General features: G+C 69.3%; 15 protein-coding genes. 10 read left to right on the top strand and 5 right to left on the bottom strand.

Annotation, left to right across the window (positions count from 1 at the left end; all coding sequences use genetic code 11):
- Positions 1–16 precede the first annotated feature (16 nt).
- Genes ACSFBM_RS11930 through ACSFBM_RS11920 form a run of 3 tightly spaced genes read left to right on the top strand, consistent with a single transcriptional unit; the run spans position 17 to position 3,071 of the window.
- Entirely contained in the window at positions 17–1,255 is a 1,239-nt protein-coding gene (locus ACSFBM_RS11930) for a styrene monooxygenase/indole monooxygenase family protein (protein ID WP_435484529.1), read from the top strand.
- Positions 1,252–1,776 (top strand): flavin reductase family protein, encoded by a 525-nt coding sequence (locus tag ACSFBM_RS11925; protein WP_435484528.1) that lies wholly within the window; start codon positions 1,252–1,254, stop codon positions 1,774–1,776. The genes ACSFBM_RS11930 and ACSFBM_RS11925 overlap by 4 nt, the downstream gene beginning before the upstream one ends.
- 44 nt (positions 1,777–1,820) lie before the next feature.
- Positions 1,821–3,071 (top strand): dienelactone hydrolase family protein, encoded by a 1,251-nt coding sequence (locus ACSFBM_RS11920; protein ID WP_435484527.1) that lies wholly within the window; start codon positions 1,821–1,823, stop codon positions 3,069–3,071.
- A 32-nt stretch (positions 3,072–3,103) separates the two neighbouring features.
- Here ACSFBM_RS11920 and ACSFBM_RS11915 read toward each other — a convergent pair whose 3' ends face one another.
- The 4 genes from ACSFBM_RS11915 to ACSFBM_RS11900 form a co-directional block, all read right to left on the bottom strand.
- Entirely contained in the window at positions 3,104–3,463 is a 360-nt protein-coding gene (locus ACSFBM_RS11915; protein WP_435436336.1) for a hypothetical protein, read from the bottom strand.
- A 109-nt stretch (positions 3,464–3,572) separates the two neighbouring features.
- Entirely contained in the window at positions 3,573–3,956 is a 384-nt protein-coding gene (locus ACSFBM_RS11910) for a roadblock/LC7 domain-containing protein (protein ID WP_435484526.1), read from the bottom strand.
- 28 nt (positions 3,957–3,984) lie between these two features.
- Positions 3,985–4,509: a GTP-binding protein gene (locus ACSFBM_RS11905; protein WP_435436338.1), complete on the bottom strand. Its 525-nt coding sequence runs from the start codon at positions 4,507–4,509 to the stop codon at positions 3,985–3,987.
- The gene (locus tag ACSFBM_RS11900) at positions 4,506–5,249 is read right to left on the bottom strand and encodes a hypothetical protein (protein WP_435484525.1); all 744 of its coding nucleotides are present in this window, start codon (positions 5,247–5,249) and stop codon (positions 4,506–4,508) included. Before ACSFBM_RS11900 ends, ACSFBM_RS11905 begins: the two co-directional genes overlap by 4 nt.
- A 401-nt stretch (positions 5,250–5,650) precedes the next feature.
- Between ACSFBM_RS11900 and ACSFBM_RS11895 the strand changes: the two genes are divergently transcribed.
- Positions 5,651–6,235, top strand: coding sequence for a BPSL1445 family SYLF domain-containing lipoprotein (locus tag ACSFBM_RS11895; protein ID WP_435484524.1), 585 nt, complete (start codon positions 5,651–5,653; stop codon positions 6,233–6,235).
- Positions 6,236–6,277: 42 nt separating this feature from the next.
- Here the strand turns inward: ACSFBM_RS11895 and ACSFBM_RS11890 are convergent, their stop codons facing one another.
- Positions 6,278–7,108 carry a plasmid replication/partition related protein gene (locus ACSFBM_RS11890; protein WP_435484523.1) on the bottom strand — a complete coding sequence of 277 codons (831 nt, stop codon included), beginning with the start codon at positions 7,106–7,108 and terminating at the stop codon, positions 6,278–6,280.
- 286 nt (positions 7,109–7,394) lie between these two features.
- On the opposite strand from ACSFBM_RS11890, the gene ACSFBM_RS11885 reads away from it, so the two are divergent.
- The 6 genes from ACSFBM_RS11885 to ACSFBM_RS11860 all read left to right on the top strand — a co-directional run bounded on the left by ACSFBM_RS11885 (position 7,395) and on the right by ACSFBM_RS11860 (position 19,956).
- The gene (locus tag ACSFBM_RS11885) at positions 7,395–7,916 is read left to right on the top strand and encodes a sigma-70 family RNA polymerase sigma factor (RefSeq protein WP_435484522.1); all 522 of its coding nucleotides are present in this window, start codon (positions 7,395–7,397) and stop codon (positions 7,914–7,916) included.
- A gap of 337 nt (positions 7,917–8,253) precedes the next feature.
- On the top strand, positions 8,254–8,505 hold the full coding sequence (locus tag ACSFBM_RS11880; protein WP_435484521.1) for an MbtH family protein: 252 nt from the start codon (positions 8,254–8,256) through the stop codon (positions 8,503–8,505).
- Between the two features lie 5 nt (positions 8,506–8,510).
- Positions 8,511–9,272 carry a thioesterase II family protein gene (locus ACSFBM_RS11875; protein ID WP_435484795.1) on the top strand — a complete coding sequence of 254 codons (762 nt, stop codon included), beginning with the start codon at positions 8,511–8,513 and terminating at the stop codon, positions 9,270–9,272.
- A complete protein-coding gene (locus tag ACSFBM_RS11870) occupies positions 9,250–9,936 on the top strand; it encodes a 4'-phosphopantetheinyl transferase family protein (protein ID WP_435484520.1) in 687 nt (228 codons plus the stop codon). Before ACSFBM_RS11875 ends, ACSFBM_RS11870 begins: the two co-directional genes overlap by 23 nt.
- 67 nt (positions 9,937–10,003) lie before the next feature.
- On the top strand, positions 10,004–15,289 hold the full coding sequence (locus tag ACSFBM_RS11865; RefSeq protein WP_435484519.1) for an amino acid adenylation domain-containing protein: 5,286 nt from the start codon (positions 10,004–10,006) through the stop codon (positions 15,287–15,289).
- The gene (locus ACSFBM_RS11860; protein ID WP_435484518.1) at positions 15,289–19,956 is read left to right on the top strand and encodes a type I polyketide synthase; all 4,668 of its coding nucleotides are present in this window, start codon (positions 15,289–15,291) and stop codon (positions 19,954–19,956) included. The genes ACSFBM_RS11865 and ACSFBM_RS11860 overlap by 1 nt, the downstream gene beginning before the upstream one ends.
- The last annotated feature ends 5 nt before the right edge of the window (positions 19,957–19,961 follow it).

Below are 19,961 nucleotides of genomic sequence, written 5' to 3'. Positions count from 1 at the left end.
TCAAGGAGCCAAGGCAATGAAACGTATCGCAATCGTCGGCGCGGGCCAGTCGGGCCTGCAACTGGGACTCGGGCTGCTGGGCGCGGGCTACGAGGTCACGATGTTCAGCAACCGCACGGGGGAAGACATCCGCCGCGGCAAGGTGATGTCGAGCCAGTGCATGTTCCACACCTCGCTGCAGATCGAGCGCGACCTGGGGCTGGACCACTGGGCCAAGGAATGCCCCACGGTGGACGGCATTGGCCTGGCGGTGCCGCACCCCGAGCAGAAGGGCGCCAAGGCCATCGACTGGGCGGCGCGGCTGCATTCGAGCGCGCAGTCGGTCGACCAGCGCGTGAAGATCCCGGCGTGGATGGCCGAGTTTCAGAAGAAGGGCGGCGAGCTGGTGTTCAAGGACGCGGACATCGACGAGCTGGAGGCCTGCACCCTCAGCCACGACCTCACGCTGGTGGCGAGCGGCAAGGGCGAGATCTCGAAGCTCTTCGAGCGCGATACGCACAAGTCGCGCTTCGACGCGCCGCAGCGCGCGCTCGCGCTCACCTACGTGAAGGGCATGAAGCCCGCCGAGCCCTTCTCGCGCGTGAGCTTCAACCTGATTCCGGGCGTGGGCGAGTACTTCGTCTTTCCCGCGCTGACCACCTCGGGCCCGTGCGAGATCATGGTGTTCGAAGGCGTGCCCGGCGGTCCGATCGACTGCTGGGCCGACGTGAAGACACCGCAGGAGCACCTGGCGCGCAGCAAGTGGGTGCTCGACACCTTCGTGCCGTGGGAGGCCGAGCGCTGCCGCGACATCGAACTCACCGACGACAACGGCATCCTCGCGGGCCGCTTCGCGCCCACGGTGCGCAAGCCCGTGGCCACGCTGCCGTCGGGCCGCAAGGTGCTGGGGCTGGCCGACGTGGTGGTGCTCAACGACCCCATCACCGGCCAGGGCTCGAACAACGCGGCCAAGTGCGCTGACGTGTACCTCAAGAGCATCGTTGCGCGCGGCGAGGGCATGGGCGACGCCGCATGGATGCAGCAGACCTTCGACCGCTACTGGTTCGGCTATTCGCAATGGGTCACGCAGTGGACCAATATGCTGCTCATGCCGCCGCCGGACCACGTGCTCAAGCTGCTGGGCACGGCGGGCGCGGTGCCGCCGCTGGCCAGCGCCATTGCCAACGGCTTCGACGATCCGCGCACCTTCTTCCCGTGGTTCGCCGACCCCGTCGAGGCCGACCGCTACATCGAGACCTGGGCCGAGGCTGCATGACGCGCGCAAGCACCATCGCAGCGCCCGAGCGCTTCGACCGGCAGGATTTCCGCAAGGCGCTGGGCCGGTTCAGCACCGGCGTCACGGTCGTCACCACGCGCGCGAGCGACGGCCGGCGCGTGGGCATGACGGCCAACTCGTTCTCGTCGGTCTCGCTGGAGCCGCCGCTGGTGCTGTGGAGCCTTGCGCGCCACGCGCCCAGCGTGGCAGACTTCACCGGTGCGAGCCACTTCGCGATCAACGTGCTGGCGGCGCACCAGCACCGCCTGTCGCGCCAGTTCTCCACACCGCAGCCCGACAAGTTCGACGGTGTGGACTGCTGCGACGGCACGGCCGGCGTGCCGCTGCTGAACGGGGCCATCGCGCGGTTCGTGTGCCGCAACGTGAAGCAGTACGACGGCGGCGACCACCTGATCTTCATCGGAGAGGTCGAGCGCTACGATCGCTTCGACGGCGAGCCGCTGGTGTTTCACTCGGGCTGCTACCAGGTGACGACCCGGCATCCGGAATGCGCCCAGTGAGAACGCTGACGAGCCCTTTCAATCCATCGATCGGAGAACACCCCATGCAGGAACAGACAACGGCCCACGGACAGCGCATCCGCATCGAGGCCGCGGACGGCAGCGGCAGTTTCAGCGGCTACCTGGCCTTGCCCCGCTCGGGCAGCGGCCCGGGCCTGGTGATCGCGCAGGAAATCTTCGGCGTGAACCACACCATGCGCGAGGTGGCCGACTACTACGCCGAAGAAGGCTACGTGGTGCTGGTGCCCGACCTGTTCTGGCGCCAGGAGCCCGGCGTGGAGCTCGGCTACAGCGAAGCCGACTGGCAGCGCGCCTTCGCGCTCTACGGCGGCTTCGACGAGGCTAAGGGCATGCAGGACATGCAGAGCGCCATCGACACGCTGCGCGCCCGCGCCGAAGTGCCTGAAAACAAAGTCGGCGTGCTCGGCTTCTGCCTCGGCGGCAAGCTGGCCTACCTGGCCGCCTGCCGCACGGATGCGGACGCCGCGGTCGGCTACTACGGCGTGGGCATCGACGCCGCGCTGGACGAGGCCGACAAGATCAAGTGCCCGCTGACGCTGCACGTCGCCGAGCTCGACAAATTCTGCCCACCCGAAGCACGCGAGCGCATCGTCGCCACGCTCAAGGGCCGCCCGGGTGTGGCGCTGTACGTGTACCCCGGCATGGACCACGCCTTCGCGCGCACCGGCGGCGAGCACTTTCACAAGCCCTCGGCGCTGATGGCGCACGAGCGCAGCATCGCCACGCTGAAGGGCGCCATCGGCCCGCACTACGACCTGTCGGCGCTGTGGGACAAGCACTGCGAGTACGAGTTCGGCACCCGCAACGTCGACGACACCATGGGCACCATGGTGGCCGAGCCCTACGTCAACCACATCCCCACCATGACCGGCGGCGTGGGCTACAAGGACCTGCACGCGTTCTATACGAACCACTTCGTCAACAGCAACCCGCCCGACACCGCGCTGGTGCCGATTTCGCGCACGGTGGGCGCCACGCAGGTGGTCGACGAGATGCTGTTCTCCTTCACCCACACCACCGAGATCCCGTGGATGCTGCCGGGCGTGGCACCCACCGGCAAGCGCGTGGAAGTGCCGCTGCTGGCGGTCATCAAGTTCCGCGGCGACAAGCTCTACCACGAGCACATCTACTGGGACCAGGCCAGCGTGCTGGTGCAGGTCGGTCTGCTCGATGCCAAGTTGCTGCCGGTGGCGGGCATCGAGACGGCGCGCAAGCTGCTCGACGAGACGCTGCCGTCGAACACGCTGATGCAGCCGCGCGGCGGCCAGGTCTGAGCCGCCGCTGACGTGGAGTGCGGCAGGGCGGCTCAGACCGCCAGGTTCTGCTCGACGTCCAGCGTCTTGCGGCGCGCCATGGCCAGGTTCGACTTGGCCTTGTCCAGCACGAGGTAGACGAACAGGCCTTCCTTCTTCTGCATCGGGCGGATGATGTGGTACTGCTTGCCCAGCGTGATGAGGAGGTCTTCGATCACGTCGTTCAGGCCCAGGTCGCGCATGGTGCGCAGCTTGGCGCGAACCACCTCGGTGTTGCCTGCGGCCGCCACCTCGAGGTCCACGCCAGACCCGATCTGTCCCAGGATCATGCCGCTGCCCGAGTCGACCAGCGCGGCGCACATGGCGCCGTCGCAGGTCATCAGGTCGTCCATGGATTGCTTGATGTTTGCCATCGAAACCTTTCGTAGTCCCTCGCCCCTGAAAGTCGGCAGCCACCCGGGCGAAGGGTGGGCGGCTGCCGGTGTCGAACCGATGCCGGTCGGGTGACGGCCATGCGCCGTCTCAGGCCTGCTGCAGCGACAGCGTGGCCTGCTTCGCGAAGTAGAGGACCTGGCCGATGATGGCTTCCTTGCCTGCGACCACGCTCACGATCAGCGTCATCTCGGGGTGGCGTGCCTGCAGCATGAGGATGTGGCCGTGGGTGGCCTCGATGGTCACGTTGTCGCAGTCGCCCAGGTCGCTCTCTTCGCCGGCCACGGCGCCCAGTGCTGCCAGCGAACTGGCAATGGCCGAGAGCCGCGAGACCTGCGCCGTGTTCTCTGCGCGCGCGGCCAGTTCCAGGCCGTCTTCGGTCGAGATGACCACCGCCTTCACGCCCTTGATCTCGCGCATGAGCGTGTCGATGGCGGATTCGGCGGCGAGCTTGATGCGGGGAGAAATGTTCATGGCTGCCCTGGAATGAAGGGGAGGGGGTTCAGGCCTCGAGCTGGAGCAGGAGCAGCTCCAGCAGCTGAACGACTTGCCGTGGGTCGGTCACGTTGGCCGCGAGCACCGGGCACAGCACGCCCCTGGCCTGCATGCGCCGGGCGTAGGCGTCGATGTCCGGCTGCGGGTGCGCTTCCATGCGCCCTACCGCCACCACGCAGGCGGTCTGCGCGATGAGTTCGGCAAAGCCGTCGAGGTACACGTCCAGGTCGGCCAGCGGGTCGGGGCGGCTGTTGTCGATCAGCACCACCACGCCGAGCGCGCCGCGCGCCAGGATGCGCCACATGAAGTCGAAGCGCATCTGTCCGGGCGTGCCGTACAGGCGCAGCTTCTCGCCGTTGTCGAGCGTGAGTTCGCCGTAGTCCAGCCCGACGGTGGTGGTGGCCTTGGCGACCGAGGTGTCGCTGTTGCGCACGTCGGTGCTCACCGGCGGGATCTCGCTCACCGCACCGATGGCGGTGGTCTTGCCGGCGCCCATGGTGCCGGTGAAGAGGATCTTGTGTTCGACGGTCATGGGTGCCCTGCCGGCAGCAGGCCGAGCCGGATGCGGATGCGGGCCAGCAGGCCGGGTTGCACGGGGTCACGCGCTGGCGGCGTGGCGGGCGCCGCGGCCGTGGGCTGTGGGGCATCGGAGGGGGGCTGGGCAACCTGTGCCGCCTGTGGAACCTGAACCGCCTCGCGGACGTTCGCGAGCAGGCCGCTGCGGCGCAGGTCGGCGATGAACGCGAGGCAGTCCTGCGCCGCGAGGCCCGAGCGCTGGCGCAGCACGCCGAGCGACGTCGGCTGTCCGGTCATGAGCGTGGCCAGGCGAATGCGGTGCGGCGTTTCGAGCAGGGCGACCGGGGGCCAGCGCAGCAGGCGGAATTCCTCGTCGTCCGCCGGCGCCGCATCGGCCGCTGCCAGACCGAGCTCGCGGGCGAGAACGACCATCGCACCCAATTGGTTGAGCGTTCTTTCCAGCGCTTCGGCGTGCAGCGGCAGCGCCAGGAAATACCCGCCGCGCGGCGCATCGGCCTGGCCGACGGCCAGCACGGGCACGGCGTGGAGCGGGGCGTTGGGGTCGGCGGGGGCGTCCTGGCCGACGACCCGGAGATCGGCCTGGTCGGCTCGCCAGGCCCAGTGCTGGTGGGTTCGATGGTCCAGCAGGCGAACCAGCGACTTGAACAGCAGCTCTTCGCGGGGCGGCAGCCCCTCGACGCTGAAGCTCAGCAGGGCGCGCTGGCCCTTGACGACGGGGTGGGTGGCGGTGCTCATGCCCGGTGCGGCGGTCTGCGGCGAGCGGTGCCGCGTGGAACCCGAGGCAGGCAGTGGAGGCGCAAATGCCGTCGTGATTGCAACTTGAGGCTCCCGTGGCTGGAATTTTTCACCTGTCGGCGCAGGGCGCAAATCAAGTGAGTACTAAGGGTTTATTACCGTTTGTAACTTAAAAATATAACATCTGTTTCAATTAAAAACACTAGATTACAGACGAATTTTGCGCTGCTGCAACGCGGGCACGAGGGCGTTTTCGCCAACACCGCCACTTCGCGTAGGCCGATACCCAAAGCTCGGAATACCCTGTTTCAGCGGAATTACGATGGAACGCATCTGCCGAAGAAGGCAGACAAGGACAGATATTTCCTCGTCGATTCACGTTTTCAGCAAAGGATTTCGCCATGAAAACCATCAACTTCCGCACGTTTGCACTTTCTTCCGCCATGGTCGCCTGCAGCCTGGCCTTCGTGGGTTGCACCACCACGCGCCCGGGAGACCAGTCCAGCAGCGTGTCGTCCCGCGCTTCGATCGACGCCCAGACCGATGCCGCCCTGTCCAAGCTCTACGAGTCCGTGAAGGGTTCGCGCGAACTGGTCGCCCGTTCGAGCGGCGTGCTGGTGTTTCCGGCCGTGGTCGGCGGCAGCCTGGGCGTGGGCGCGGAATACGGCCGCGGCGCCTTGCGCGTGAACGGGCGCACGCAGTCCTACTACAGCACCACCGCTGGATCGGTGGGCTTCCAGGCCGGCGCCCAGTCGAAGGCGGTGGTCTACCTGTTCACCACGCAGGCGGCGCTGGACAAGTTCCGCAACAGCAAGGGCTGGACGGCCGGTGCCGACGCCACGGTGGCGCTCGCCACCCTCGGCGCCAACGGCAGCATCGACACCAACACGCTGCGCCAGCCGGTGATCGGCTTCGTGATGACCAACGTGGGCCTGGAGGCCGGCGTGTCGCTGTCGGGCGCGAAGATCAGCGAAATCCAGCTCTAAGAGGCAAACACCTGCCCGTGCCGCGGCGCGGGCAAGGCGTTTTCAGTGGCCGAGTTGCGCTTGCAGCTCGGCCACTTTTGCGCGCAGGCTCGCGTTTTCGGCCGTGAGTTCGGCCACGCGCTGCTCGAGCGCCTGCACGGTGTCGGGCTTGGCCTGCGCTTCGTCGGAGCCTGCTTCGGTCGACTCCTCGCGCGGCTTCTTCTTCGAATCGCGCACACGCTTGGCGGCCTGCTTCAGCTCGTCCTTGCCGGCGTTTGCGGCCGACACCTGCTCGTCGGCCGGAAGCGAGGCCACCGCGGCCGCGGTGTTGATCGAGATCACACCCGACTTCACCGCCGCCACGAGCTCTGGCGCGGCCTGCTTCTGGATCTTTTCGATCATGCCGACTTGGTTGCTGCTCAGGCGTGCGGCGCGCGCAATGGCTTCGCGGCTGCTCAGCGGGGCTTGCGGGGGCATTGCAGGGGCGGCGTCGTCGGCGGGCGGATCGACGTCGAACGGCGGGTCGTTCGGGTCGCTGGCAACAACCGGCTCGGCCATGGTGCGAGAGCGTTGCTGGTCGACGATGTCCTTCTTTCGCAGCGCGAGCACGCCGCGCAGAAAGTCCGAGATGCTGCGCCGGCCCAGGTGCTGGTCGATCATCCACAGGTGCACGTCGTCGATCGACTTGAAGCGCGTGTTCTGCACCGTCTGGAACGGCAGGCCGTGCTTCTGGCAGATGCCGTAGCGGTTGTGGCCGTCCACCAGCACGTCGCCCCACAGCACCAGCGCGTCGCGGCAGCCTTCGGCCAGGATGCTGCGTTCCAGGGATTCGTATTCCTCCGGCGTCAGGGGGTCGATATAGGCTTTGAGTTCTTCGTTGACGACGATGTTCATGAGGAGGCGGGGGGCGCAGCAGGCAAAGGGGCAAGATTCTAGAGGGGCGCGGCGAGCGGGCGGCGCGGCGCCGGTCGGGTGTCTCTGTTTGGGGCGGCGAAACGTCTATAGGGATAAGGAGACATCGCAAATCCGAGGTGTCATTCCTTTTTCAAATAGTAATGATTCTTATTTACTTCATGCAACCCGTGCACCGGAGCAGGACGGGTTGCATCTCCGGCGGCGTGCCTCGCGCACGCCGTTTCCACATTCGACGCCCGATCCCCTCATCTGGAGTTGTTCAAAGATGCTGTCACTTTCGTCCGAGTCATCGCTGGGAGATGTCTTCGTCGCCAACCGCGCGCAGCTGCTGCACGTTGCCCGCAGGATCGTGCGCACCACCGACCTGGCCGACGACGTCGTGCAGGACGCCTACCTGCGCATTGCCGACGGCGCCTGCGACCGCAAGGTCGACAAGCCCATGGGCTACTGCTGCCAGGTGGTGCGCAACCTGGCGCTCGACCACTGCCGCCGCCAGTCGCTGGAAGCCACCTACCGCACCTTCGACGTCGACATCGAGACGCTGGACGTGCCCGGCCCGGCCTCGCCGGACCGCCTGATGCGCGACCGCCAGGTTGTCGGGCTCATCGACCAGGTGCTGTCGCAGCTTCCGGCACGAACGCGGGTGGCCTTCCAGCTCTATCGGCTCGAGGGCCTCACGCAGCGCGACATCGCGGTCCAGCTCGGCTGTGCGCTCGGCCTGGTGAACCGCCTGATCGCCGAGGCCGACGAGTCCATCGGCGCCATGCACCACCTGATCGAGGACTGACGCGAATTCCCGGCCGACGCCGGACCGGCCTTCGGGTGTCTTGCCGACCCCGCCCATCGCAAGGCCTACGACAAGGCCGCGCGCCTTCTGCTGCTCGCGGGCCTGGTGCCCACGCGCATCGACGTCGAGGCCTGGAAGAAAAGCCGCAAGACCCAGGGCGACCCCGCGCCCGGCGACGACGCCTGATCGTCGCGCGCGCCGCCTTCGGTGCGCATCGGGGCGGTGAACAGATTCGCGTGCGGACCGTCATGTTGATCAGAAGCGCAGCAAACGCTGCCACCGGCCGCCGGCCCGTGGCGCGAGCGCTTCCCCGATCAACCGCACAAGGCCACGCACCATGTCCACCAGCTGCTTCGACCGCGAAGACGAAACCTTCATCGTTCTGGTCAACCACGAAGACCAATACTCCATCTGGCCCCACTGGAAGGCCGTGCCCAGCGGCTGGAAGGCCGTCGACGGCGTCAAGGGCGACAAGAAGACCGCGCTCGACTACGTGGAACAGAACTGGACCGACATGCGCCCCAGGTCGCTGCGCGACTGGATGGCGGCGCAGGAAGCCGCGCCCTTCGCAACCACCGCCGTGCTCTGATGGCCATGCCGGCGAGCGTCTCGCTGCTGTGCCTGCCGTGCGCAGGCGCCAGCGCGTCCATGTACCTGCGCTGGCGGCGCCTGCTGCCGCGCTGGATCGAGGTCGTGCCCGTCGAGCTGCCGGGCCGCGGCGCGCGCATGGGCGAGCCCTTCGTCGAGAACTTCGATGCGCAGGTCGAACGCATCTGCGTCGAGCAGGCGCGGGCCATGCAGCGCGGCTTCGTGCTCTTCGGCCACAGCATGGGCGCCTTGCTGGCCTATGGCGTCGCCCAGCGGTTGCGTGCGCTGGGCCGGCCGTTGCCGTGCGCGCTGCTCGCCTCGGGCAGTCCGGCGCCGTCGCAGCGCGACCCCGCCCGGCTGCCCGACACGCACGACGACACCGCGCTCACCGCCGACCTGCGCAAGCAGGGCGGCACGCCCGAAGAGGTGTTTGCCAGTCCCGAGCTGATGCGCATCACCCTCGACACGCTGGGCGCCGACTACCGCGTCTGCGAGAGCTTCAGCTACACGGCCGAAGCGCCCTTGCCGATGCCCCTGCACGTGTTCGCGGGCCGCCAGGACGACATCGACGCGCAGCGCATCGAGGCCTGGTCGGCGCATGCGGCCGGCGCGTTCACGCTCGACTGGTTCGACGGCGGCCACTTCTTCCTGCGTCAGCATGAAACGGCGTTCCTCGACGCCCTGACGCGGCGCCTGGCCCAGGTTCAAGCCCAGGCGCAGGCCGCGGCCGTGGCTGGAGGGCGGCATGCGCCTCATGCCCTGGCATGACGCCTTGCCGAGGGGCATGGAGGTGCATCGCCTGGATTTCGACCTGACGCGCGACGACTGCGACGAATGGGCCGTGCTGACGCTGGCCGAGCGCGAACGCGCCTGCCGTTTCGTTCGGCGCGCCGACCGCGTGCGCTTCGCCGCCACCCGCGCCGCCGCCCGCCGGCTGCTGGCGCGCTGCATCGGTTGCGGCGCCGCCGAGGTGCCGCTGTCGCCCGGCGTGCACGGCAAGCCCTTCGTCGATGCGGCCGGCGAGATGCCGCTGTTCAACGTGTCCCATTCGGGCGGCCACGCGCTGATCGTCGTGGCCGACGGGCGCGAGGTGGCCGAGGTGGGCATCGACATCGAGCACTGCCGCGACGACGTCGACACCGAGGCCATTCTCGAGATGGCTTTCACCGCGCAGGAGTCGCGCGAAGTGCGCGACGCGCAAGACCCGCTTCGTGCGCTGTACACGCGCTGGGTCGGCAAGGAAGCCCTGTTGAAGGCCGTGGGGGTGGGCGTGCCCGAGCACCTGCTGTGCGTGGGCATTCATCCGCAGGCCGACGGTGGCCTGGCCGTCGCGTCCGACGTGCCCGGGTGGGCCGCCTTCAGCGCCATCGCGTTGCCGGCCCCCGACGGTTATGCCGCCGCATTGGCATGGCGTGCCAGGGCACCCGGATGAGCGAAAGCGGCCGGCGCTGCGCCGGTTGCGACCTTTGCCTTTTTTCAATGGACATGGAGTGAGCGAGATGGCACGCACGCCGACAACAACACCGAACGATGGGCATCCGGCGTCCGCGAACTTCGTGGCGCACCTGCAGGCGCTGGCGCAGGCCCGGCCTGACGAAGTCTGGCTCACGGTAGAGGGCGAAGCCGACGGCGCCTGCGTGGAGAAGCAGGTGACGTACGCCGCGTTCTCTGCGCGCGTGCGCGCGCTGGCGGCCCGCCTGCAGCAGCAGTTCGCCAAGGGCGAGCGCGCGCTCGTCATGCTCGACAACGACGACCACTACGCCGTGAGCATGCTCGCGTGCTTCCATGCCGGCGTGATCGCGGTGCCCGTGTTTCCGCCCGAATCCATGCGGCCCCAGCACCTGGCGCGCCTGGCAGGCATTGCGCTCGATTCGCAGGCCCGCTGCGTGCTCACCTCGGCGTCGATGCTCGCCTCGATGGCGGACGCTTCGGCGTCGTTCGCGCAGGCGTCGATGGTCGCGGTCGACACGGTGGACATCGCGCTCGCAGCGTCATGGACGCCGTTCTCGCCCGCGAGCGACGACCCGGCGTTCCTGCAGTACACCTCGGGCTCGACCTCCGCGCCCAAGGGTGTGATCGTGACGCACGGCAACCTCATGGCCAACGAGCGCGCCATTCGCGACGGCATGGGCATCGGGCCCGGCGACAAGTTCGTCTCGTGGGCGCCGCTGTACCACGACATGGGCTTGATCGGCGGCCTCCTGCAGCCGCTGTACAGCGGCATTGCGCTGGTGCTGGCCTCGCCGCGCTACTTCCTCGAAAGCCCGGTGCGGTGGCTCGAGCTCATCTCGCGCCACCGCGCCACGCTGAGCGGCGGCCCCGACTTTGCCTATCGACTGTGCCTGGAGCGCGTGAAGGGCGCGCGGCTCGCGGGGCTCGACCTGTCGTCGTGGCGCGTGGCCTACACCGGCGCCGAGCCCGTGCGCGCGGACACCGAAGCCGAATTCATCGAACGCTTCGCGCCCGCGGGTTTCGATCCCGGCGCCGTGTACCCCTGCTACGGCCTGGCCGAGGCGACGCTGTTCGTCACCGGCGGACGGCGCGGCGGCGGGCTGGTCGCGCCTGCTTTCTCCGCCGATGCGCTGGCCAGGGGGCAGGGCGTGGAAAGTGCGGACGGCATGCAACTGGTGGGCTGCGGGGCGGTGCCCGCCGGGCACGCGGTGCGCATCACCGACCCCGCTTCGCTCGCCGCGCTGGACGACGGCAGCGTCGGCGAAATCTGGGCCGGCGGACCGAGCATCTGCGCCGGCTACTGGGGCAAGCCCGAGGAAACGCAGCAGACCTTCGTCGCGCATGAAGGCCGCCGCTGGCTGCGCACCGGCGACCTGGGCTTCCAGCATGCGGGGCAGCTCTATGTCACCGGCCGCATCAAGGACCTGATCATCGTGCGCGGCCACAACATCTATCCGCAGGACATCGAGCGCACCGTCGAGGCCGAGGTGGAGGCCGTGCGCAAGGGCCGCGTGGCCGCGTTCGCGGTGGCGGGTTCGCAGGGCGAAGGCGTCGGCGTGGCGGCCGAGGTGTCGCGCAGCATGCAGAAGCTGGTACCGCCGCACGTGCTCGTCGACGCGCTGGGCGCGGCTGTGAGCGAGGTGTTCGGCGAAGCGCCGGCCGCCATCGTGCTGCTGAACCCGGGCGCGCTGCCCAAGACTTCCAGTGGCAAGCTGCAGCGCCAGGCCTGCCGCGCGGGCCTGGCGGCGCGCAGCCTGGACGCCTATGCGATCCACGAGCACGGCGGCTTCACGCTCGGCGGCAGCGCTTCGGGCCCGTCGGAAGCGCCGGTGCTCGACGAGGTCGCGCAATCGGTCGCCGGCATCTGGAAGCAAGTGCTCAAGTGGCCCGAAGAACGTGCGCTGCTGCCCGACGCGCACTTCTTCACCTCGGGTGGAAATTCGCTGGCCGGCGTTCAGGCGTGTGCGCGCATCGCGCGGCGCTGGAACATCGCGTTCGACCTGCGCGACCTCTTCGAGCAGCCCCGGCTGAGCGCCTGCGCCGACATCGTGCGCAGCCGCAAGGACCATCCGCGCCAGGTGCTCGCGGTGGCGCCCATCGAGCCGCTGTCGGCCGAGCAGCGGCTGCGGCCCCTGCCGCTGTCGCACGCACAGCAGCGCCAGTGGTTCCTGTGGAAGCTCGCGCCGCACAGCACGGCGTACCACATGAGCGGCGCGCTGCGCCTGTCGGGCACGCTCGATGCCGCCGCGATGCATGCGGCCTTCGAAGACCTGGCCGCGCGCCACGAGTCGCTGCGCACGGTGTTCCTGGCCGGCGCCGACGGCGAGGCCGGGCAGCTGGTCAGCCCGTCGTGGGCGCCGCTGCTGAAGTTCGTCGACCTGCGCCACCTCGCGCTCGAAGAGCGCGAAGCGCGCGCCGACGAGGAAGTGCAGCGCCTGCACGCCACACCCTTCGACCTGACGCAGGGCCCGCTCGTGCGCGTGGCGCTGCTGCGCCTTTCGGATGCCGTGCACCTGCTGGTGGTGGTGATGCACCACATCGTGTCGGACAGCGCGTCGATGCAACTGCTGCTCGACGAGCTCGCGGCCGGCTATGCCGGGCGGCTGCGGGGCGACATGCAGCGCCATGCGGGCGCGCGCATCCAGTACGTCGACCACGCGGCATGGCAGCGCGCCTGGCTGGCTGGCGGCGAGGGCGAGCGGCAGCTGGCGTGGTGGCGCACGCAACTCGGTGAAGACCATCCCGTGCTGGCGCTGGCGACCGACCACCCGCGCACCGCGCGCATCGGCTACCGCGCGGCGCGGCACAGCGTCGAGGTGCCTGCGGCCCTGCTGGACGGCTTGCGCCGGTCGGCCGCGAGCGAGGGTGCGACGCTGTTCATGGTGCTGCTGGCCGGCTTCCAGGCGCTGCTGCACCGCTGCACCGGGCAGGAAGACATTCGCGTCGGTGCACCGGTGGCGAACCGCGGCCGGGTCGAGGCCGAAAGTGTCATCGGCTTCTTCGTCAACACGCTGGTGCTGCGCAACCGGGTCGGCGCGCGCATGCGCCTGTCGGACGTCGTGAAGCAGGCCAGGGAAGCCGTGCTCGGCGCGCAGACGCACCAGGACCTGCCGTTCGAACAACTGGTCGAGGCCCTTCAGCCGCAGCGCAGCCTGGGCCAGAGCCCGTTGTTCCAGGTGATGTTCAACCACCTGGTCGAGGACTACCGGGCGCTGGCGCAACTGCCGGGGCTCGAGGTGGCGCATCACGCATTGCCCGATGGCGAGGCGCAGTTCGAGCTGGTGCTCGAAGCGCGCGAGACGCCGGGTGGGCAGTTGACGGTGGGCTTCGTCTATGCGGCCGAGTTGTTCGACAGGGAGACGATCGAGCGGATGGCGGGGCACTACCTGGCGGTGCTGGGGGCGTTGGCTGTAGAGCCTGAGGTGGCGGTCGGCGACGTGGTGTTGATGGGGCCCGAAGAGCGTGAGCAGCTTGCGCTCTGGAGCGAAAACAATCGCCGCCACGAGGGCGCGCAGCCGGTGCATCGGCAGATCGAGGCGCATGCGAAGTTGCAGCCTTCTGCACCTGCGCTGGTCTTCGGTGACGAGGCGCTGAGTTACTCGCAGCTCAATGTGCGTGCGAACCGGCTGGCACATCGGCTGATCGCCTTGGGCGTTGGTCCGGACGTGTTGCTCGGCCTCTGCGTGGAGCGCTCCACCGAGATGATGGTGGGCATCCTTGCGGTGTTGAAGGCGGGCGGGGCGTACGTACCCCTTGACCCTGACTACCCGTCGGACCGGCTGGCGTACATGGTCGAAGACAGCGGCATTGCGTTGCTGCTGACCCAAAGCGGCTTGCGCTCACTGATTCCCGGCGTCGAAGCGCTTGAAGTGCTGGAACTCGACACGCTCGATACGTCGTCCGAGCCGGATGTCAATCCGCAGGTCAACCTGCACGGCGAACACCTCGCCTACGTCATCTACACGTCAGGCTCCACAGGCCGTCCCAAGGGCGCGGCCATCAGGCACCAAGCGCTGTTCAGCTGCATGGCCTGGATGCAGGAGTTCTACACGCTGGAAGGCGCCGACACCGTCCTGCACAAGGCGCCCTTCGGCTTCGACGTATCGGTGTGGGAGATGTTCTGGCCGCTGACTTCCGGTGCAAGGCTGGTCATTGCCAACCCAGGAGATCACCGCGACCCGGCTCGCCTGGTCGAACTGATCCAGAAGCACCAGATCACGACGCTGAACTTCGTGCCGTCGATGCTGCAAGCCTTCCTGGCCTACGAAGGCATCGAGGCGACGACCAAGCTCAAGCACATCATCTGCGGCGGAGAGGCGATGCCTGCAGCCACGCAGAAAGAAGCATTGCAACGCCTGAGTGGCGCGACCTTGCAGAACCTGTACGGCCCGACGGAAACCACGATCCACGTGACGCAGTGGACGTGCCGAGATGACGGCAGCACCCAGGTGCCGATCGGCCGGCCGATCAGCGACACACAAGCGTATGTCCTCGACGCGGGCCTGAACGAAGTCCCGGTCGGCGTGGCTGGCGAGCTGTACCTGGGCGGCATCAACCTCGCACGGGGCTACCTGAAGCGGGCGGGGCTGACTGCCGAGCGGTTCATCGCAACAGAAAGCGGAAACAGGCTGTACCGCACGGGTGACCTCGTGCGCTGGAACAACGAAGGCCAGCTGGAGTACCTGGGCCGCATCGACCACCAGGTGAAGGTGCGGGGCTTTCGCATCGAGCTGGGGGAGATCGAAGCGCAACTGCAAGCCCAGCCCGAAGTGCGTGAAGCAGTCGTCGTAGCGAGCGAAGGCCCATCGGGCGCAAGGCTCGTGGCCTACGTCTCGGGCAACGACATCGACACGGCAACACTCAGAGAGCGCCTCGCCGAGACGCTACCGGACTACATGGTCCCCAGCGTGATCATGGTGCTCGACGCATTGCCGCTCAACGCCAACGGCAAGGTAGACCGCAAGGCGCTCCCCGCCGCCACCGTCACCAGCGACAAACCCTACGAAGCCCCCCAGGGCCACATCGCGGAAACCGTCGCCGCCGTCTGGGCCGAAGTCCTGCAGATGGACAAGGTCGGCATCCACGACAACTTCTTCGACCTCGGCGGGCACTCTCTGCTGGTGGTCCGCGTGCACCGCCTGCTGGAAGACAGGCTGCGCACCACGCTGCCGCTGGTGCAGCTTTTCAAGTACCCCACGGTCGGTTCGCTCGCCCAGTGGATGGCGCGTGGCGCCGCCGCACCCGCCGTGTCGACCGCGGCCGGTGACGACCGCGCGCTGCGCCAGCGCGCCGCCTTGCTTCAACGCCGCAAAGCCGCGGAAAGAGTCAACTGATGCACACCCCCGACGCCCCCACTGAACCGTTCACCACCAGCGCCGCCACCGGCATCGAGATCGCCATCGTCGGCATGGCCGGCCGCTTCCCCGGCGCCGACGACGTCGACGCGCTGTGGCGCAACGTCCGTGACGGCGTGGAGTCCGTGGCCGGCTTCACCGACGCGCAACTGCGCGCGCAGGGCGTGTCGCAGGAACTGCTCGACGACCCCGCGTACGTGAAGGCCGGCACGCAGTTCAAGGGATTCGACCAGTTCGACGCGGGCTTCTTCGGCTATTCGCCGCGCGAGGCCGAGTACCTCGACCCGCAGCAGCGCATCTTCCTGGAGTGCGCCTGGGCCGCGCTGGAGCACGCGGGCTGCGACGCGCACACGTGGCCGGGCAAGGTCGGCGTGTACGCGGGCGAGGGCCCCAACCTGTACCTCATGCGCCACCTGCTGCCCGCCTTCGGCCTGGGCGAGGGGCGCGGCATTGCCGACCTGCTGGGCCTCATGAGCGGCAACTCCGGCGGCTCGCTGTGCACGCGCGTGGCCTACAAGCTGAACCTGCGCGGCCCGGCCGTCACGGTGCAGACCGCCTGCTCGACCTCGCTCGCCGCGGTGCACACCGCCTGCCAGGCGCTGCTGGGCTACGACTGCGACATGGCGCTGGCCGGCGGCGTGTGGCTCAACCTGCTGCAGGACGGCGGCTACCTGTATCAGCAGGGCGCCATCCTTTCGCCCGACGGCCACTGCCGCGCCTTCGACGAGAAGGCCGCGGGCACGGTCATCGGCAGCGGCGCCGGCCTGGTGGTGCTCAAGCGGCTGGACGACGCGCTGCGCGACGGCGACACCATCCACGCCGTCATCAAGGGCAGCGCCGCAAACAACGACGGCGCCGACAAGATCGGCTTCACCGCGCCCAGCGTGAACGGGCAGGCCGAGGTGATTCGCGCGGCCCAGCTGATTGCCGGTGTGGGCGCCGAGTCCATCGGCTACATCGAGGCGCACGGCACGGGCACGGTGCTGGGCGATCCCATCGAGCTGGCCGCGCTCACGCAGGCCTTCCAGGCCGGCTCCGGCCGCACCGGCTACTGCGCCGTCGGCTCGGTGAAGACCAACATCGGCCACCTCGACGCGGCGGCCGGCGTCAGCGGGCTCATCAAGACGGTGATGGCGCTGAAGCACCGCACGTTGCCGGCCAGCCTGCATTTCGAGCGGCCCAACCCGCAGATCGATTTCGCAGGCAGCCCGTTCTACGTCAACGCCACGACGAAGCCCTGGCCCGCCGGTGCCACGCCGCGCCGCGCCGGTGTCAGCTCGTTCGGCATCGGCGGCACGAATGTGCACGTGGTGCTCGAAGAGGCGCCGGCCGCCAGGCTCGCCGCAGCGCAGCCGTCCGGCTGGCAGGTGCTGCCGCTGTCGGCGCGCAATGCTGCCGCGCTGCAGGAGGCCGGGCAGCAACTGGGCCGCCACCTCGAAGCCTCGGCCGACCAGCCGCTGGCCGACATCGCGCACACGCTGCAAAGCGGCCGCCGCCCGATGGCGTTGCGCGCCGCGGTGGTCGCCGACAGCCATGGGCTGGCCGCGCAGGCGCTGCTCGCGCCCGAGAGCGGCTTCGAGCAGGTGCTTCGCGCACCCGCCGCCGCCCCCGAGGTCGCCTTCCTGTTCCCCGGCGGCGGCACGCAGCACGCGAACATGGGCGCCGCGCTGTACCGCGACGACCCGGTGTTCCGCGGCGAGGTCGACCGCTGCTGCGCGCTGCTGAGCGATACGGTGGGCATGGACCTGCGCCAGCTGATCTACCCCGCGGCCGGCGCGGAAGCCGCGGCGGACCAGACGCTCTCGTGCATCGAGCACACCCAGCCCGCACTCTTCATCGTCGAGTACGCGATGGCCCGTGCGTGGATGGCGCGCGGCGTGCAGCCCGCCGTCATGCTGGGCCACAGCCTCGGCGAGTACGTGGCCGCCTGCCTGGCCGGCGTGTTCAGCCTGGAGGATGCGCTGCGCATCGTCACCGCGCGTGGCCGCCTCATGCAGTCGATGCCCGCCGGTGCCATGACGGCCGTCGCGCTGACCGAAGCCGGGCTCGCGCCTTTCCTGGCCGCCGGCTGCGACATCGCCGCCATCAACGGCGAGCAGCTGTGCGTGCTCGCCGGCCCGCTGCAGGCCATCGAGGCGGCCGAGCAGCAGCTGTTCGCGCGCGGCCTCATGCCGCGCCGCCTGCACGTCGCCATCGCGTCGCACTCCGCCATGAGCGAATCGATCGTGGCCGAACTGCAGCAGGTGGTGGCGTCGGTTGCGCGCCATGCGCCGCGCATTGCGTTCATCTCCAACGTCACGGGCCTGCCGATCACGGCGGCGCAGGCGGTGGACCCGGTGTACTGGGGCCGGCACCTGCGCAGCACGGTGCGCTTCGCCGATGGGTTGTCCGCGCTGCTCGGCACGGCCGGGCGCGTGCTGCTCGAGGTCGGCCCCGGCGAAACGCTGGCCGGCCTGGCGCGCCAGCATCCGCTGGCCGCGTCGGCCGCGGGCATCTGGGCGAGCCAGGCGCATCCGCAGCAGCAGGCGCGCAATGCGCGGCAACTGGCCAGCGTGACCGGCGCGCTCTGGTGCGCCGGCGTCGACATCGACTGGGCCGCCTGCCGCGCGGGCCAGCCGCGCCGGCAGGTGCCGTTGCCGAGCTACCCGTTCCAGCGGCAGTCGTACTGGGTGGAGGCGGGCCGCTTCGAGCGCGCCGCGCCATTGACCCAAGGCACGGCGGCCAACGCCTTCTACGTGCCGACCTGGACGCGCACCGAGCCGCAGCGCGCGCAGCGCAGCCCGGCGCCCGCAGGCACCTGCACGCTGGTCTTCGGCGAAACGCGCAGCCTCGCCGACCGGCTGATTTCCCATCTGCACCAGGGCGCCGACGCGCACCCCGTGGTGTGGGTGGAGCAGGGCCCGGCCTTCGTCGAGATCAGCCCGCGCCATTACGCCGTGCGCCCCGGCGAGCGCGCCGACCATGCGCAGGTGCTGCGCAAGGTGCAGGCCGAGTTGGGCCCCGTCTCCAGGGTCTTTCATCTGTGGGGCGTGGACGACGAACTGGCGCCGCCTGCGCAGTCCGCCGATGTGCTGGAGCGCGGCTTCTTCAGCCTCCTGGCCCTGGCGCAGGCGCTGGACAGCACCACGGCCGGCAGCGAGCGCGCGCTGGCCCTGCAGGTCGTTGCCACCCAGATGGAAGACGTCACGGGCCTTGAGCCCCTGTGCCCCGAGAAAGCCACGCTGTTCAGCCTGGCCAAGGTGATCGGGCAGGAGTACCCGCACATCGACTGCCGCGTCGTCGACGTGGTGCTGCCCGCGGCCGGCAGCGACGCCGAGGCGTGGCTGGTGCGTCAACTGGCGGCCGACCCGCCACCCCGCGGCAGCGAGCCGCTGGTGGCGTACCGCGGGCCGCACCGCTGGGTGAAGGCCTACGAGCCGCTGGCCCTGCCGGCGCGCGGCGAAGGACCGCACCAACGCTTTCGCACGCAGGGCGTGTACCTGGTCACCGGCGGCCTCGGCGGCGTGGGCCTGTCGGTGGCGCGCCACCTGGCGCAGGCGTGGCAGGCGAAGCTGGTGCTGCTCGGTCGCACGCCGCTGCCCGAGCGCGGCGCGTGGGAGGCGCTGGCCGCCGCGCCCGAGCAGCCCGCGGCCTTGCGCCAGAAGCTGCTGCAGCTGATCGAGCTCGAAGCGCTGGGCGGCGAAGTGCTCGCGCTCTGCGCCGACGTGGCCGATGCCGCGCAGATGCAGGCCGCCACCGCGCAAGCCCGCGCGCGCTTCGGCGCCATCCACGGCGTGATTCACGCGGCGGGCCATGCCAGCAGCGGCATGATCGGCCAGCGCACGCGCGCCCTGGTCGACGCCGTGTTCGCGCCCAAGCTGCGCGGCACGCAGGCGCTGCTGGCGGCCGTGTGCGACGACGCACCCGATTTCTTGCTCTTGTGTTCGTCCATCTCCAGCATGGCCGGCGGCCTTGGCAAGAGCGACTACGCCGCGGCCAACGCCTACCTCGACGCACTGGCCGCACAGGCAAGACGCGGCGCCGGCTACCCCGTCATCTCGGTCAACTGGGACGCCTGGCGCGACCTGGGCATGGCCGCGGGCATGGTGCTGCCCGAAGGCGTGGGCATGAGCGGCCCCGAGGGCGCGCTGGCGCTGGAACGCATCGTCAACGGACCAGCGCACGCGCAGGTGCTGATCTCGACGACCGACCTCGCGCAGCGCCTGGGCGAGCTCGACAGCGGCATGCTCGAACTGATCGAGAACGGCCCGCTCGCCCACGCCACGCGCCTGTCGCGCGAATCGCGCCGCAACCACCCGCGCCCCGCGCTAGCCACGGCTTACGTCGCCCCCGAAGGCGAGCTGGAAGCCGGCCTGGCCGACGTGTGGCAGGACATGCTGGGCATTGCCGCCGTCGGCGTGCACGACAACCTGTTCGAGCTGGGCGGCGACTCGCTGCTGGCCATCCAGATCCTGGCGCGCGTGCGCAAGGCCTACGAGATCGAACTGCACCCCGCCGCATTTTTCAAGGCGCCCACCGTCGCCGACCTGGCCTTGCTGGTCGAGACGCGGCTGATCGAAGAGATCGAGGGCACCGGCCCCGCCGGCCCCGCCGACCCCGCCGACCCCACTGATGCCGCACCGGACCGCCTGTCCGCCACCGTCTGAAGAAG

Source organism: Variovorax pasteuri (assembly GCF_051216435.1).
Classification (GTDB): Bacteria; Pseudomonadota; Gammaproteobacteria; order Burkholderiales; family Burkholderiaceae_C; genus Variovorax.
The sequence above is the reverse complement of the archived record's forward strand: the minus strand, read 5'-3'. Positions and strand labels throughout refer to the sequence as shown.